13 protein-coding genes and 1 pseudogene are annotated in these 16,171 nt (G+C 70.0%); 4 read left to right on the forward strand and 10 right to left on the reverse strand.

The features are described from left to right. Positions 1-25 precede the first annotated feature (25 nt). Together HNR16_RS12760 and HNR16_RS12765 are read right to left on the reverse strand one after the other, a co-directional pair. Positions 26-934 (reverse strand): annotated as a pseudogene (locus tag HNR16_RS12760) (2-hydroxy-3-oxopropionate reductase); the annotation flags it as partial. Positions 935-950: 16 nt separating this feature from the next. Next, a complete protein-coding gene (locus HNR16_RS12765; RefSeq protein ID WP_158040767.1) occupies positions 951-1,751 on the reverse strand; it encodes a hydroxypyruvate isomerase family protein in 801 nt (266 codons plus the stop codon). 349 nt (positions 1,752-2,100) lie between these two features. Here HNR16_RS12765 and HNR16_RS12770 point away from each other — a divergent pair, with 349 nt between their 5' ends. Together HNR16_RS12770 and HNR16_RS12775 are read left to right on the forward strand one after the other, a co-directional pair. Continuing rightward, on the forward strand, positions 2,101-3,675 hold the full coding sequence (locus HNR16_RS12770) for an NCS1 family nucleobase:cation symporter-1 (RefSeq protein WP_225737871.1): 1,575 nt from the start codon (positions 2,101-2,103) through the stop codon (positions 3,673-3,675). Positions 3,676-3,744: 69 nt separating this feature from the next. Next, the gene (locus HNR16_RS12775; RefSeq protein ID WP_158040765.1) at positions 3,745-4,467 is read left to right on the forward strand and encodes an aspartate/glutamate racemase family protein; all 723 of its coding nucleotides are present in this window, start codon (positions 3,745-3,747) and stop codon (positions 4,465-4,467) included. A gap of 78 nt (positions 4,468-4,545) precedes the next feature. Here HNR16_RS12775 and HNR16_RS12780 read toward each other — a convergent pair whose 3' ends face one another. From HNR16_RS12780 to HNR16_RS12795, 4 genes are all read right to left on the reverse strand, one after another. Then, positions 4,546-5,367: a bifunctional allantoicase/(S)-ureidoglycine aminohydrolase gene (locus HNR16_RS12780; protein WP_158040764.1), complete on the reverse strand. Its 822-nt coding sequence runs from the start codon at positions 5,365-5,367 to the stop codon at positions 4,546-4,548. Positions 5,368-5,593: 226 nt separating this feature from the next. Continuing rightward, complete coding sequence (locus HNR16_RS12785) at positions 5,594-6,880, reverse strand: DUF6986 family protein (protein ID WP_158040763.1); 1,287 nt, start codon at positions 6,878-6,880, stop codon at positions 5,594-5,596. After that, positions 6,877-8,481, reverse strand: a complete 1,605-nt coding sequence (gene aceB / locus HNR16_RS12790; RefSeq protein WP_158040762.1) for a malate synthase A — start codon at positions 8,479-8,481, stop codon at positions 6,877-6,879. Before aceB ends, HNR16_RS12785 begins: the two co-directional genes overlap by 4 nt. A 16-nt stretch (positions 8,482-8,497) precedes the next feature. Further along, positions 8,498-9,919 carry an NAD-dependent malic enzyme gene (locus HNR16_RS12795; protein WP_158040761.1) on the reverse strand — a complete coding sequence of 474 codons (1,422 nt, stop codon included), beginning with the start codon at positions 9,917-9,919 and terminating at the stop codon, positions 8,498-8,500. A 284-nt stretch (positions 9,920-10,203) separates the two neighbouring features. On the opposite strand from HNR16_RS12795, the gene HNR16_RS12800 reads away from it, so the two are divergent. After that, the gene (locus tag HNR16_RS12800) at positions 10,204-10,962 is read left to right on the forward strand and encodes an IclR family transcriptional regulator (RefSeq protein ID WP_158040760.1); all 759 of its coding nucleotides are present in this window, start codon (positions 10,204-10,206) and stop codon (positions 10,960-10,962) included. A 446-nt stretch (positions 10,963-11,408) separates the two neighbouring features. Further along, on the forward strand, positions 11,409-11,993 hold the full coding sequence (locus tag HNR16_RS12805) for a YdcF family protein (protein WP_225737870.1): 585 nt from the start codon (positions 11,409-11,411) through the stop codon (positions 11,991-11,993). Positions 11,994-12,329: 336 nt separating this feature from the next. Here the strand turns inward: HNR16_RS12805 and HNR16_RS12810 are convergent, their stop codons facing one another. From HNR16_RS12810 to uraD, 4 genes are all read right to left on the reverse strand, one after another. Beyond that, the gene (locus tag HNR16_RS12810; RefSeq protein WP_218868445.1) at positions 12,330-14,033 is read right to left on the reverse strand and encodes a nucleobase:cation symporter-2 family protein; all 1,704 of its coding nucleotides are present in this window, start codon (positions 14,031-14,033) and stop codon (positions 12,330-12,332) included. Positions 14,034-14,238: 205 nt separating this feature from the next. Further along, complete coding sequence (pucL, locus tag HNR16_RS12815; RefSeq protein ID WP_158040758.1) at positions 14,239-15,177, reverse strand: factor-independent urate hydroxylase; 939 nt, start codon at positions 15,175-15,177, stop codon at positions 14,239-14,241. A gap of 2 nt (positions 15,178-15,179) precedes the next feature. Continuing rightward, complete coding sequence (gene uraH, locus HNR16_RS12820) at positions 15,180-15,506, reverse strand: hydroxyisourate hydrolase (protein ID WP_158040757.1); 327 nt, start codon at positions 15,504-15,506, stop codon at positions 15,180-15,182. Next, positions 15,503-16,000 carry a 2-oxo-4-hydroxy-4-carboxy-5-ureidoimidazoline decarboxylase gene (gene uraD, locus HNR16_RS12825; RefSeq protein WP_158040756.1) on the reverse strand — a complete coding sequence of 166 codons (498 nt, stop codon included), beginning with the start codon at positions 15,998-16,000 and terminating at the stop codon, positions 15,503-15,505. The genes uraH and uraD overlap by 4 nt, the downstream gene beginning before the upstream one ends. Positions 16,001-16,171 lie beyond the last annotated feature (171 nt).

Raw genomic sequence — 16,171 nt, forward strand, 5'->3', positions numbered from 1 at the left:
CACCCGCTCGATCGATCTGGTTGGCCTAGGCGTCGCTGCCGCGGCCGGAGAGCTCCTCGACGAGAAGCAGGAGCGCCGAGTGGTCGAGCGATCCGTAGCCCTTCTGGCGGGCGGCGCCCATGATCTGGGCGGTGAGTGCGCCGAGCGGGATGACGACGCCGGCCTCGCGGGCGGCGCTCGTGACGATGCCCAGGTCCTTGTGGTGGAGGTCGATGCGGAATCCGGGCTCGAACTCGTGCTTCACCATCGACGCGGCCTTGCGGTCGAGGATGCGGTTGCCGGCGAGGCCGCCCGCGAGCACCTCGATCGCGGCAGTGGTGTCGACGCCGTACGCCTCGAGAAACACGAGCGACTCGGCGACGAGCTGGATGGTACCGGCCACGATGAGCTGGTTCGCCGCCTTGACGGTCTGGCCGGACCCTGCCGGTCCGACGCGCACGATCGTCTTGCCGACGGCCTCGAGAACGGGGCGGACCTGCTCGACGACGTCCTCGTCGCCGCCGATCATGATCGAGAGCGCGCCCTCGATCGCGCCGGCCTCGCCGCCCGAGACGGGCGCGTCGAGCGCCCGCAGGCCGGCGGCGTTCGCGGCCTCGGCGAGCCGGACCGACACGTCGGGCCGGATCGTCGAGAAGTCGACCCACACGGCGCCGTCGCGGGCGTTCGCGAACACGCCGTCCTCCCCCGAGACGACGGCCTCGACGTCGGGCGAGTCGGGCACCATCGTGAAGACGAGGTCCGCCTCGGCGACGGCCTGCGCGACGGAGTCGGCGCCGCGGCCACCCGCCTCCACGAAGCGGTCGACGGCGGGGCGGCTGCGGTTGAAGCCGATGACGTCGTGGCCCGCCTGGACGAGGTTCTTCGCCATGGGCAGGCCCATGATGCCGAGGCCGATGAATGCGATGCTGGTCATGATTGCCTTCCGGGTTCGTTGGTCGTGCGGTCGGGCCTCAGCGCCCGCTGCCGCTCTCGTCGAGCCACGCGAACGGCGTGGCGCTCGTGGCCTTGTACTCGAGGCCGATCTGGCCGGTGTAGCCGAGCTCGCGGCTGCGCTCGAGCCACTCGGCGAGCGGCAGGTCGCCCGTGCCGGGCTCGCCTCGGCCGGGGGCGTCGGCGATCTGGATGTGACCGAAGTCCGGCGCGTGCGCCTCGATGACGGCGGCCACGTCGTCGCCGTTGACGGACAGGTGGTAGAAATCGGCGAGGAGCTTGACCGTCCCCGGGCCGCCGGCGGACTCGACGCGTGCGATGACGTCGAGCGCGTCACGGGCCGTGAGGATCGGGAACCCCTCGGCACCCGAGACGGGCTCGAGCAGGACGGTACCGCCGATGCGGTCGACCGCCGCCGCCGCGAGCGCGAGGTTCTCGGCGCCGAGTGCGTCCTGCTCCTCGGCCGGGACCCCGTCGACGCGGCGGCCGTAGAGCGCGTTGAACGCGCGGGTGCCGAGGCGCTCGCCGATGCCCGTGACGACGTCGAGGTTGTCGCGGAACTCCTGCGAGCGCGCTGGGTCGGAGAGCACACCACGGTCGCCCGCGGGCATGTCGCCCGCGAAGAAGTTGAGGCCCGTGAGCTGCACTCCCGCATCCTCGATGGCGGCGACGAACGCGTCGATCTCGTCCTGAGCGGGCGTCGGGCTCGCGAACGGCCACCAGAACTCGACGGCGTCGAAGCCTGCGGCCTTCGCCGCGGCGGGCCGCTCGAGCAGCGGCAGATCCGTGAGGAGGATCGAGCAGTTCACCGTGTACGTCATCGGACCGGCCCTTCATTTTCACTATGTGGAAGAAAAGTTCTGATGTACGAAATGGTAGCTCCGCCGTGCGCCGGGTGTCAACCGCCGGACGCCCTGCCCCGAGTTTCCCCGACGCGCCCGCTCACCCGCCGGACACCCCTTGCGCCGCCGAGCGGGCGCGGATTATGTTGAGGCCCGTTTCACGAGCTCGGCACCTTCCGTCGGCTCCCCTCGCGCGCCACCGCTCCACGGCGCGATGCGCCATCCGCACCATCGCGTGTCGCACGCAACCGGGCACGCAATTCGATCGACGGTGATCGTCTCGGCGCCACGGCGTCATCCCAGACCGAACGACCCCTGCGAGGTTCCCGTGTCCATCGACGACCGCGACGTCCCGCCGCCCCCGTTCTCACCCGCCCCGGGGCAGCCCGCCGACGCGAGCGATCCGCGCGCGGTCGCCCCAGACCTCGCCCACGATGCGACGACACCACCCACGCCGAGCGGCACGAGCGCCCGGCTCTACAACCGCGATCTCGCCCCCTCGAAGCGCGAGGGCCGCACGTGGAGTGCGTACAGCATCTTCACCCTCTGGGCGAACGACGTGCACAGCCTCGGCAACTACGCGTTCGCGATCGGTCTGTTCGCCCTCGGGCTCGGCGGCTGGCAGGTACTGACCGCGCTCGGCGCGGGAGCGGTGCTGCTCTTCGCCCTCCTCACGCTCTCGGGCTTCATCGGCGAGAAGGTCGGCGTCCCGTTCCCCGTCATGAGCCGTATCTCGTTCGGCGTGCACGGTGCGCAGATCCCCGCGCTCATCCGCGGCATCGTCGCGATCGCGTGGTTCGGGATCCAGACCTACCTCGCCTCCATCGTGCTGAACGTACTCCTCGTCGCGGTGTTCCCCGGCGTCGCCGGGCTCGACGAGATCGAGTTCCTCGGACTGTCCGTGCTCGGCTGGATCACGTTCGTCGCGCTCTGGATCGTGCAGGTCCTGATCGTGAGCTACGGCATGGAGATGATCCGACGCTACGAGGCGTTCGCGGGCCCGATCATCCTCGTGACGTTCGTCGCACTCGCGGTGTGGATGCTCTGGCGCGCCGACTTCGACATCGCGTGGTCGACGCCGGACAGCCTCACGGGCTGGCCGATGTGGTCGAAGATCCTCGGCGGCGGCATGCTGTGGGTGTCGATCTACGCGACCTTCCTGCTCAACTTCTCGGACTTCACGCGCGGCGCGAAGTCACGCGCGTCGATCGTGCAGGGCAACCTGTGGGGCATCCCGATCAACATGCTGCTGTTCGGGGCCGTCGTCGTGATCCTCGCGGGTGCGCAGTTCAAGATCGACGGCACGATCATCGAATCGCCCGCCGACATCGTCGCCGCGATCCCGAACACCCTGCTGCTCGCGCTCGCCTCGCTCGCGCTCGTCGTCCTGACGATCGCGGTCAATCTCATGGCGAACTTCGTCGCCCCGACGTACGCGCTCATGAACCTCTTCCCGAAGCGGCTCGACTTCCGCCGCGCCGCGATCGTCTCGGCCGTCATCGGTCTCGTGATCCTGCCGTGGAACCTCTACGACTCGCCAGTCGTCATCAACTACTTCCTCGGCGGGCTCGGCGCGCTCCTCGGCCCGCTGTTCGGCATCATCATGGCCGACTACTGGCTCGTCCGCCGCGCCCGCATCAACGTGCCGGACCTGTACTCCGAGGCCGCCTCGGGCGACTACCACTACCGGGACGGCGTCAACCCGCGCGCGGTCGTCGCCCTCACGGTCTCGGGCGTCGTCGCGCTCCTGTGCGTGTTCGTGCCCGTGCTGCACCCGCTCACCGACTTCGCGTGGCTCATCGGGGCTGGGCTCGGCGCGGTCATCACGCTCCTCATCGCGAACCACAAGCACCCGTTCACCGACCGGGACGGCGAGACGATCGCGATCGCGGTCGTGCACTGACGTGTGGTCACCCCACGCGCCGAGCCACCCCATGCCACCCACCGATCGCGTCACCACCGGAGGAACCCGATGAAGATCCTCGTCGCCAACGTCAACACGACCGCATCGATGACCCGCTCGATCGTCGAGCAGGCCGAACGCGCGGCATCGCCAGGGACCGAGATCGTGGGCATCACGCCCGCGTTCGGCGCGGAGTCGTGCGAGGGCAACTTCGAGAGCTATCTCGCCGCCGTCGCGGTCATGGACGCCGTCACGCGCTACGAGGGGCCGTTCGACGCGGTCGTGCAGGCCGGCTACGGCGAGCACGGCCGTGAGGGACTGCAGGAGCTGCTCGACGTGCCCGTCGTGGACATCACCGAGGCGGCCGCGTCGACCGCGATGTACCTCGGGCACCGCTACTCGGTCGTGACGACACTCGACCGCACCGTGCCGCTCATCGAGGACCGCCTGTTGCTCGCGGGACTCCGGGCGCGCTGCGCCTCGGTGCGCTCGTCGGGGCTCGGGGTGCTCGAGCTCGAGGAGGATCCGGCCCGCGCGGTCGAGGCGATCGTCGAGGAGGCGGCGATCGCCGTGCGCGAGGACCACGCGGAGGTGATCGTGCTCGGCTGCGGCGGCATGGCCGATCTCGAGGCGGCGATCACGGCTCGGCTCGGGGTACCGGTCGTCGACGGGGTCGCGGCCGCGGTCACGGTGGCCGAGTCGCTCGTCCGCCTCGGCCTGTCGACCTCGAAGGTGCGCACCTACGCGCCGCCGCGGCGCAAGCGCGTCACCGGCTGGCCGATCACGTCGTGACCGGACGGGTGACCGACGACGAACGGGCCCGCGCGTCGTGCGCGGGCCCGTCACGGAACCACCCGGACGGACGAGCCGTCAGAGCGTGATCTGGCGGTTCACGTCCTTGTAGAGCAGGTAGCGGAAGCGGCCAGGGCCACCCGCGTAGCAGGCCTGCGGGCAGAACGCGCGCAGCGAGAAGTAGTCGCCGGGCTGCAGCTCGACCCAGTCGTCGTTGAGCCGGTACACCGCGTTCCCCTCCAGGACGTAGATGCCGTGCTCCATGACGTGCGTCTCGAGGAACGGGATCTTCGCGCCCGGCTCGAACGTGACGACCGTGACGTGCATGTCGTAGGCGAGATCGGTCGGGTCGATGGGCCTGGACGTCGACCACTTCCCGTCGGTCCCCGCCATCGGGATCGGTTCGAGGTCGTGGTCGTTGCCGACGATGGCGGCGGGCGTGAGGCCCGCCACGAACTCGTGGCGCTTGCGGAACCAGTGGAACTGCCCCGCCTCGGCGCCCGTGTTGTGCAGCGACCACGTCGCGGCGGGCGGCACGAACGCGAAACCGCCGGCCGTGAGCACGTGCGTCTCGCCGTCGAGGACGAGCGTGAACTCACCGCTCAGGACGAACAGGAAGCCCTCGACCTCCGGCTGCGGTTCCGGCGCGTCGGAGCCGCCGCCGGGCTGCACCTCGAGCACGAGCTGCGCGAAGGTCGTCGCGCCCGACGCGATGGGGCGGTTGAGGATCCAGGCACGCGTGCCGGTCCACTCGGGCAGGAAACTCGCGACGATGTCGCGCATGACGCTGTGCGGGATGACCGTGTACGCCTCGGTCACGATCGCCGCGGATCCGAGCGAGTCGGTCTGCGGCGGCAGGGTCGGGTCGATGGTCGCGTAGGTGTAGTCGGGTGCCGTCATCGTCGGGCCTTCCTCGGTCGTGTCGTGGGAATCGGTGCGTACCCCGAGCGGGACGGGGAACGGTTCGACGGGCGTGGGGCGATCGGGCCCTTGGGTGGCGCACCGTCCGAGGCGTGCGGCTCGGTCGGGTGCGGTGGGTGCGCGTGCTGGTGCGGGTGCACGTGCGCCCACGGGCGCCCGGACGGTGGTCCGGACGCCCGCGGGCCGAGTGCTGCGCGAGGGTCCGTCAGGGCTCCCGACGCGGGTGGGCGAGGGCGACGAGCGCGGACTCGTCGATGCCGACGAGCTCGTGCAGTTCGGCCGACGTGACGGCGCCCGACTGGACGCCGCGCACGAGGAACCCCGCGAGGGCCCGCGCGGTCGCGGGCTCGTCGAGGAATCCGTCGGTGTTGTGCTCGACGTAGTTCCGCAGCCGGGTGGCGGTCTGCCCGAGCCCGTCGCGGAAGAACGCGTAGCTCGCCGCGAACCGGCTCGGCAGGTGCCCCGGGTGGAGGTCCCAGCCCTGGTAGTAGGCGCGTTCGAGCGATCGCCGGACAAGTCGCCCGTGCAGCTGCCAGGCCGCGCGGACGCGCTCGTGGTCCCCCGTCGGGACGACGTTCGTCGATCCGTCGCTCAGCCGGACACCGGTGCCCGCGACGGCCACCTGCATGACGGCCTTCGCGTGATCGGCGGCGGGGTGCTCCATCGACTGGTACGCGGCGGCGACCCCGAGCGAGGCGGAGTAGTCGTACGTGCCGTAGTGGAGGCCGGTGATGCGCCGGTCGCCGTGATGGAGGAGCGTCGCGACGGGCGCGGTGCCGTCGGCGGCGACGATGAGCTGCGGCGTCTCGACCTGCACCTCGAAACCGAGCCGGCGGGCGGGGAGCCCGAGGCGCTGTTCGAGCTGTTCGAGGAGCGTCACCATCGTGCGCACCTGATCGACGGTCGTGACCTTCGGCAGGGTCAGGACGAGCCCCTCGGGGAGCGCGCCGTGCGCGGCGAGCGCCGTGACGAACAGGTCGAGCGAGCGGATCCCGCGGCGCCGCGTGGGCGCCTCGAAGCACTTGAAACGGATGCCCGTGAACGGCGGCGCGGTGCCGGCCGCGTGGTCCGCGGCGAGCGCGTCGGCCGCCGCGACGACGGCGGCGTCCTCCGCCTCGTCGCCGCGGTCGCCGAAACCGTCCTCGACATCGATCCGGAGGTCCTCGATCGGTTCGCGCGCGAGCTTCTCGAGCACCCGCTCGGCGACGACCGCCCGGTCGGCCTCGGCGACGCCGAGGTCGGCGACGAGGCGTTCGACGCCGCCCGCCGCGTCGAGCGCGGCACGCGCCTGCGCGCCCCACTCCCCCGCGAGCCCCGGCCGATACCGGTCGGCCGGGACATACACGGTGTGGATCGGCTGGCGCGTGCCCGCGTCGCCCGGGTACTGCTCGTCGAGCAGCCGGTCCGTCGCGGCGAGCGCGGCGTCGGCGTGCGCGTAGTCGGCCTCGTCGAGCGTCGACGCGGGCGCCGGGCCGGCGAGGCCCGCACTCATCGCTTCGAGACCTCGGCGTACGCGCCGGTCGTGAGGAAGTCGGCGTAGTCGTCGGACAGCACGTTGTCGCGCACGAGCGCCGCGGCCGGCACGTAGTTGCGCTCGAACAGCTCGGGGTCGACCTCGCCCTTGAGTCGCTCGAGCTCCTCGTCGAGGACCTTCGCGACGAGCTCACGCGTGACGATGTCGCCCGAGTCGTCGAGCGTCACGCCGTTGTGGATCTGCTGCCACACCTGCGAGCGCGAGATCTCGGCCGTCGCGGCGTCCTCCATGAGGTTGTGGATCGCGACCGCGCCGTTCCCGCCGAGCCAGACGGCCGTGTAGGCGATCGCGACGTAGAGGTTGAGGCGCAGGCCCTCGAGCGTCGCGGTGCCGCCCGCCGACTGCACGTCGAGCAGGTCGGCCGGGCCGACGGACACGTCGGGGCGGAGCTTGTCGATCTGGTTCGGCTTGCTGCCGAGGACCTCGTCGAAGACCTCCATCGCGATCGGCACGAGGTCGGGGTGCGCGACCCACGAGCCGTCGAAGCCGTCGGTCGCCTCGCGCAGCTTGTCGGCACGCACCTTGGCGATCGCCTGCTCGGTGACCTCGGGCTCGCGGCGGTTCGGGATGAACGCGGCCATACCGCCCATCGCGAACGCGCCGCGCTTGTGGCACGTCTGCACGAGCAGTTCGGTGTACGCACGCATGAACGGCGCCGTCATCTGCACCTGGGCGCGGTCCGGCAGCGAGAACTCGGGGCCCGCGTCGCGGAAGTTCTTGATGATGCTGAACAGGTAGTCCCAGCGACCGGCGTTGAGGCCGGAGGCGTGCGGGCGGAGCTCGTAGAGGATCTCGTCCATCTCGAACGCCGCGGTGATCGTCTCGATGAGGACGGTCGCGCGGACCGTGCCGGGTGCGATGCCGAGGCGCTCCTCGGCGAACGTGAACACGTCGTTCCAGAGCCGCGCCTCGAGGTGGCTCTCCATCTTCGGCAGGTAGTAGAACGGACCCTTGCCCTGCTGCGTGAGGAGCGTCGCGTTGTGGAAGAAGTGCAGACCGAAGTCGACGAGTGCACCCACGGCGTCGTTCCCGTCGATGCGCACGTTCACCTCGGGCAGGTGCCAGCCGCGGGGACGCACGATCGGCACGGCGAGCGGTGCGTCGGTGCGCAGCGCGTACGTCTTGCCGTCGGCCTGCGTGAACGAGAGCGTGTCGCGTGCCGCGTCCGCGAGGTTCACCTGTGAGTCGACGACGTTGAACCACGTCGGCGACGAGGCGTCCTCGAGGTCGGCGAGCCACACCTTCGCGCCCGAGTTGAGGGCGTTGATCGCCATCTTCGCGGGGCTCGCGGGCCCCGTGATCTCGACGCGGCGGTCGATGATCGACGCGGGCTGCTCGGGGACCGTCCAGTCGCCCGAACGGACGTCGGCCGTCTCGGCGAGGAAGTCGATCGTCTTCGCGGCGGCGATCTCGGCGCGGCGCTCGGAGCGGCGCTGCAGGAGACCGGGGACGCGGTCGGCGAAGTGCGTGTGGAGTTCCTCGACGAAGGCGAGCGCCTCCGGCGTGAGGATCTCCCCGGCGCGCGGGGTGGGTGTTGCGTCGGTGAGCTCGATGGTCATGTTCGGTTCCTCTCGGTCAGACGGCGGCAGGGGCGGGCTCGGCGTCGCGCTGGGCGTCGCGCTCGGCGACGGCGACGATCGCGTCAGCGACGTCGCGTGCGACGTCCCGGTCGAAGACGCTCGGGATGATGTAGCTCGGGTTGAGTTCCTCGTCGCTCACGTTCTTGCTGATCGCGTCGGCGGCGGCGACGAGCATCTCGGTCGACACGTCGTTGACGCCCGCGTCGAGCAGGCCGCGGAAGACGCCGGGGAACGCGAGGACGTTGTTGATCTGGTTCGGGTAGTCGCTGCGTCCGGTCGCGACGACCGCCGCGTGGCGGCCCGCGAGCACGGGGTCGATCTCGGGGTCGGGGTTCGCGAGGGCGAAGACGATCGCGCGATCGGCCATCGAGGCGACGGCGTCCTCGGTGAGGACGTCGGGCGCGCTGACGCCGACGAACACGTCGGCCCCCGCGACCGCGTCGACGAGCGATCCCGTGAAGCCTGCCTCGTTCGTGTGCTCCGCGATCCAGCGGCGGTGCTCGTCGCTGTGCTCCTCGCCACGCGAGATGACGCCGGAGCGTCCCGCGGCGACGATGTTGAGGACGCCCGCCTCGAGCAGGAGCTGGATGATCGCGTGGCCGGCGGCGCCGACGCCCGAGATGACGACCGAGATGTCCTCGATCCTCTTGTCGACGACCCGCAGCGCGTTGTTGAGGGCCGCGAGGACGACGATCGCGGTGCCGTGCTGGTCGTCGTGGAAGACGGGGATGTCGAGCTCCTCGCGCAGCCGCGCCTCGACCTCGAAGCAGCGCGGCGCGGCAATGTCCTCGAGGTTCACGCCGCCGTAGACGGGGGCGATGGCCTTGACGATCTTGACGATCTCGTCGGTGTCCTGCGTGTCGATGCAGACGGGCCAGGCGTCGACGTCGGCGAACTGCTTGAAGAGGGCGGCCTTGCCCTCCATGACGGGCAGCGCCGCCGAGGGGCCGATGTTGCCGAGACCGAGCACGGCCGAGCCGTCGGTGACGACGGCGATCGTGTTGCGCTTGACGGTGAGGTTGCGGGCGAGCCGCTCGTCCTCGGCGATCGCCGTGCAGACGCGGGCGACGCCGGGCGTGTAGGCGCGCGAGAGGTCGTCGCGGTTGCGGAGCTCGACCTTGGGCACGACCTCCAGTTTGCCACCCAGGTGGATGAGGAAGGTGCGGTCGCTCACATGTTCGACGACGAGTCCGTCGATCGCGCGGATCGCGTCGGCGACCTCGTCGGCGTGGGCGGGCGAGGAGGTGTTGGCCGTGACGTCGACGACCATGCGGTCGTGGTGCGACTCGACGACGTCGAGGGCCGTCACCTGGGCGCCGGCGGCGCCGACGGCAGCGGCGAGTTCGCTCGTCACCTGGTAGTTCGAGGGGGCCTCGACGCGGACGGTGATCGAATACCCGGGGCTGGGATTGGCCATAGGATCCTCCTTGATCGGTAGGGCCGGCACGCTGACCGTGCGCATCGGAAGTGAACCAACAAATTCCACCTAGTGGATTTTCACTTCTATCTTGTGGAATCATCGTACGGCGGGGCGACGTGTCCCGCAAGAGCACCGATCGCGGGTCCACCGTGGACGGACGAACGCACGACGAGCGTGCACGTCTCCGGCGGGCACGAGATGAGGCACCACCGCGAGCGTGGCGCCGGCCCACGAATCCGGGCCGCCGCGGACGGCGGTGCGCGACGAGCAGGAGGTACCCCATGGCCGAACGCGCAGCAGGTGGCGTGCAGTCCGTCGAACGCGTCTTCGACATCCTCGACCTCATGGCCGATGCGGGTGGCGCCCTCACCCTGTCGGAGCTCGCGAGCCGGACGGAGTTGCCACCGCCGACGATCCACCGTCTCCTGCGCACGCTCGTCGGCAAGGGCTACGTGCGGCAGCTCGCGAACCGGCGCTATTCGCTCGGCCCGCGGCTGATCCGGCTCGGCGACGGCGCGAACAAGCAGCTCGGGCAGATCGCGGGGCCGTACCTCGCGGGGCTCGTCGCGGAGCTGCAGGAGTCGGCGAACATGGCCGTCCTCGAAGGCGACATGGTGCTCTACGTGGCGCAGACGCCGTCACCGCACTCGATGCGGATGTTCACCGAGATCGGACGGCGCGCGCACACGCACGACACGGGCGTCGGGAAGGCGATGCTCGCGCAGCTCGACGAGAGCACGGTGCGGGGCATCGTCGGGCGGGCCGGTATGCCGCCGCACACGGAGTTCAGCATCGACACCCCGGAGAAGCTCGTCGAGCACCTCGCGACGATCCGGAAACAGGGGTACTCGATCGACGACAACGAGCAGGAGGTCGGAGTGCGCTGCTTCGCGGTCGCGGTGCCGGATGCGCCGACGCCGACGGCGATCTCGGTGTCGGGGCCCACGACGCGGGTCGACGCGGCGTTCGGCGAGCGCGCGGTGCCGCTGCTGCAGGCGGCGGCGCGGGCGATCGGCGAGGAGATGAACCGGGTCGCCTGACGGGCGCACGGCTCGCGAACAATCGCATCCCGGATGCTCGACCACCGCACCCGCGCGCCCCACTCCCCCGCACCCGGCTCCCCCGAACCCGGCTCCCCCGTACCCGGCTCCCGCGTGCGGGACTCCCGCGCGAGTGGTCCATCGCAGGGAGCTCGACGACGGAGCACGCCGGGCCCCTCACCCGACCGGGCAGCTCACCCGACGGGACCGAGACCGGGCACGACCGTTCGTGCCGCAGAATTCGCACCGGACGGAACGAGGCATCGATTCGCCGCGATCGACCGGACTCGATCGGCCTGCACGCGCGACGGCGGGCCACCTCCCGGCGAGATGTCCGGAGCATGTTCGACCGGGACGCCTACGCTCTCGATATGCGGCATTCGCGTTCGAGGCGTGTGAGGGTTACTGCGACGCGTGCCCTGCTCGCGATCACCATCGTCGGATCGGTGAGCGTCTGGCTCGCGAGCGACCGGGCACATCGTCTGGCGAGTCGTCGTGGGTTCTCGAGCACGGTGCTCGAGACCCGGGAGCCCTATCGGCAGGCGGTCGTGGTCCTCGGCTACCGGAACCGCGGATCGCGCGCGAACCTCGTGAACCGCATCCGGGTCCGCTCGGCGCTGCGCGCGCTCGACGCGGCTGCCGCGGAGCGCGTCCTCGTCTGCTGCGGCGGAGCGGTCGGTGGCCCCGTGCCGGAGGCCGAGCTCCTGGCGGCCTACGCGCGCGAACGCGGTGTGCGGGATCCGATCCGGCTCGATCGAACGAGTCGGACGACGGTCGAGAACGTGCGCAACGCGATCCCGCTCGTCGAGGACACGGACCGCATCGCGTTCGTCTCGGATCCGCTCCACGCCGAACGGGCACGCCTGATCCTGCGTCGACTGCGACCGGATCTCGCGTGGCGACTCGAATCGGGTCGCGAGTACCGCTTCGGATGGCATCCGATCATCACGATCGTGACGGCCCTGCGCGCACCGGAAGCGATGCGCCGAACGGGCGCGATGCTCGGAACGACGCCGCACCGCGACCGCTGACGCCTCCGGCACCTGAATCGGCGCCTGCACCTGTGCTTGTGCCCGCACCAGCGCCAAGCCACCGAGCGCAGAAAAAGCCGGGTTGTTGCTACCGGGCCCGCGGCCCGGTAGCAACAACCCGGCTTTTTCTGCGGCGGACTCACGGACCGGAGTCCGCAGGACCGGGCGCGCACCACGTGGGGGCTGCCGCGCGGAGGGCTCGGCGCGGAGTCTCCTCCACGCCGAGCCCGTCGTCCGGCCGTCGTCACCTCGCGGCTCTCGTCACCTCACGGCTCTCGTCACCTCACGACCGTCGAACGGCCCGGAGCCGAGAGAGCACCCGCCCGAGCGGCGCGATCAGTGCTGCGGATCCGTCTCGGGCCGCCGCGACCCGTTCTCCTCGCCGTCGGCCGATGCTGATCCGGCACCCGTCCCCGCGCCCGAGCCGGTCGTCACGTCCTCGGCGTCGGCTCCCGCGGCACCTGCCGCCTCGGCCTTCGCCCGCGTGCCGCCTGCCGGCGTGTCCGGTGTCACCCGGTCGGCCGAGCTGATGTGCAGCGAGGTCGTCGGTGCCCCGCTCGCGTTGTAGCGGACGATCGGCACCTCCTTGCCATCGGCCGAGAACAGCCGCCCGCCGACGAAGGTGTCGCCGTCCTCGAGCGCCTCGATCTCGTCCTCACGCACCATCCGCGGTGGCGCCGCCACGAACACCGACGAGTTCTTCGACTGACCGAACTTCAGCTCGTTGAAGATCAGGTTCAGCAGCACCGCCATGATCGCCGCCGACGAGATGCCCGAGTGGAAGATGATCTCGAACCAGTCCGGGAACTGGTCGTAGATGTCGCCCTTCACGACCGGCAGCATGCCGAACGCGAGCGAGGTCGCCACGATCACGAGGTTCATGTTGTTCTTGTACTCGATCTTCGCGAGGGTCCTGATACCCGACGCCGCCACGGTCCCGAACAGCACGATCCCCGCGCCACCGAGCACCGGCATCGGGATCGCGCCCGCCACCCTGCCGAGCACCGGCAGCACACCGAGCACCACGAGGATCACGCCACCAGCCGCCACCACGAACCGGCTCTTCACCCCCGTGATCGCAACCAGTCCGACGTTCTGCGCGAACGCGCTCTGCGTGAACGAGTTGAAGAACGGCGACACGATGCTCGCGCCCATGTCGGCCCGCAGACCGTTCGCGATGCGCTTGCGGTCCACCTTCGAGTTCGCGATCTCGCCCACCGCGAGGATGTCGGCCGTCGTCTCCGTCAGGATCACGAGCACCACGATGAACATCGAGATGATCGCCGCGGGGTCGAACGTGGGTGCCCCGAACGCGAGCGGCGTCGGGATCGCGAAGATCGGACCGTCCAGCACCTTCGAGAAGTCCGCCATGCCGAGGGGGATCGCGATCAACGTCCCGAGGAACAGCGCCAACAGGATCGACAGCCGCGAGATCGTCGCGTTCCCGACCTTCGAGAGCACGATCACGATCAGCAGCGTCAGCCCCGCGAGCCCGACGTTCGCGACCGAGCCGTAGCCGTCCGCGGTCGCGTTCCCGCCCATGATCCAGTTCCCCGCGACGGGAATGAGCGAGAGCCCGATCGACGTGATCACGACACCCGTCACGACGGGTGGGAAGAAGCGGATGATCATCGCGAAGAACGGCGTGATCAGGAACCCGATCGCCGATGCGACGAGCACCGCGCCGAAGACGCCCGGCAGCCCCGCGCCCGAGTTGACGATCGCGAGCATCGTCGCGACCGCCGCGAACGACGTGCCCTGCACGAGCGGCAGCTTCGAGCCGAAGAAGGGGATGCCGACGCTCTGCAGGATCGTCGCGAGTCCACCGATGAACAGACACGACGCGATCAGCAGACCGCGCTCGGCGTCCGACACCCCCGCGGCCCCGCCGATGATGATCGGCGGCGCGATGATGCCGCCGTACATCGTGAGGACGTGCTGCAGGCCGTACGCGAACGTGCGCCCCACCGGGAGCCGTTCGTCCTCCGGCTCACCCTTCACGTCGATACTGCCCGGGAACGACCTGTTCTTCTTGCTCATGCATGCCTCCTTGGTGGCGGGCGCCGCCCGACGGGCGACGCGGATCACCGGCACGCGGCACGAGTCGCGTCACCGGAGCCCGCGCACGCGCGGGCGATGAGAAGGGACCGGTCCCGGTCGCCGCCCGACTCCGCTGTCGGACGGCGACCACCGGTCGCTGGAGGTCGTACGGTGCCGCCACGGTGCGGCCTCGCACGATCGAGGATCAGACGAAGGCCGGAACGCCCTGCCAGATCGCCGACGTGTCGCCGAGCCCCTCGCGGCGGAGGGTGCCCTCGATCAGGCCGTACGGGCTGTGCGCCGCGTAGAACACCTCGTTGGGGTTCTCGAGCCCGTACGGCGAGAGGTCGACGACGAAGTGGTGGAGGTTCGGCATCGAGAACTTGATCTCGTCGATCTCCGGGTGGGCCTCGAGCACGGCCTTCCCCATGAGGTACTGCGTCTCCTGCAGCGCCTTCGAGTAGTGGTTCGTGAACGTCTCGAGCAGGATCGTGCGCACCGAGTCGAACACGGCGTTGAAGTCGATGTCCGTCGAGTTGTAGAGCCACCGGGCCGTCACGTTCGTCGCGAGGATGCGGTCCGTCGTCTCGGGCAGGGTCGTGTACCGGTCGACCGGGTAGCCGACGAAGCCGGACTCGGTCGTCTTGAGCACAGCGAGGTCCTCGAGGCCCGAGATGACGTGCGTCGTCGTCTCGTCGACGATCTTCACGACGGCCGTGCGTGTCTCGGCACCCGTGCCACCGCGGAAGAACGCGTGGTCGTGGCCCTCGCCCTGCACGGGGATCCGGTCCCACGTGACCTGGCGGGCGGCCCAGCGGCCCCCGGTGACCCACTCGAAGTCGTCCACGAAGTGCCGGCCGAGCCGGATCAGGAACGCCTCGGGCGAGCCGACGCCGTCCTTCGCGAACGCGAAGACCGTGTTCTTCTGGGTGTCGGTGGGGACGCAGTGCGCGTTGTCCCCTTCGTAGTACACGGCGTCGAAGTCGCCGTGGAGCTGCGAGACGACCGTCAGGTCCTCGATCTCGTGACGGTCGCTGTCGCGCGTGACGCGGACGAGGTGGACCTCGGCCTTGCCGTACTGGTTGTCCCCGAGGACGACGTTGTTCTCGACGGTGACGGCGCTGCTGGTGTCGGCGTTTGTCATGTTTAGCTACCCCTGTAGGTTGAGAAGGCGAACGGGCTGATGAGTAGCGGTACGTGATAGTGCTGCTCGACGTCGGCGATCGTGAAGTCGATCGTGACGACGGGATAGAAGGTGTCCGTCCCCGTGCGGGCGAAGTACTCGGCCACCTCGAAGCGGAGGCGGTAGTCGCCGGCCTCGAGCCGATCGGGCCCGAGGTCCTTGACACGGCCGTCCGCGTCGGTGCGAGCCGACACGATGCGCTCACCGGACGACGTCTCCAACACGATCGCGACGTCGGCGGCCGGTCGGCCGAGTGCGGCGTCGAGGATGTGGGTGGTGACGTGGCTCATGAGCGGAGGATCCCTTCCAGTCGGAGGAGCGCGATCTCGCGAAGTTGCCGGGCAACCTCGCGGGCCTCGTCCTCGTCGGTGTTGCGGAGGCGGCGACGCAGTTCGTCGAGGATCTCCCGACCGGTGCGACCCGCCGCGCGGATGAGGAAGATGCGTCCGAACCGTTCCTCGTATTCGCGGTTGCCCGCGAGGAGTTCCGATTCCAACCCATCGTCGCTCGCATCGACCCCCGCCTGCTCCGCTCGCGACATGCCGGCCTCGGCCGAGCTACCGCTCGCCCGTTCACCGATCCGCGGGTGGTGCCCGAGGGCTCCGTCGACCTCGTCCGGCGTCCAGTCGACCGCCCGGGTTCCGGCGACCGACAGCACCTCCTCCACGTTGGAGTACGGACGGGACGTGACGACGGCTTCAATCCAGCGCGGGATGTCGGCGCACGGGCGGACGTACTCGACCGCCTCGGCCGTCTCGAGCTGGTTGAACGCTGCAAGCGTCATTGCTTACCCTTCATTTGATTTCACATTGCGGAAATACATTTCCGTTATGTAACAGACTGTGAAACACTGGACGATGATCCACGTCAAGCCCTCGCGCATCGCGCGTGTTCGGCGCGAGGGCGCTGACGTGGGCTCGACTGTATCCGGACCCGCATTCGATACGCGCACACG

It is taken from the genome of Pseudoclavibacter chungangensis (assembly GCF_013410545.1).
GTDB classification, from domain to species: domain Bacteria; phylum Actinomycetota; class Actinomycetes; order Actinomycetales; family Microbacteriaceae; genus Pseudoclavibacter; species Pseudoclavibacter chungangensis.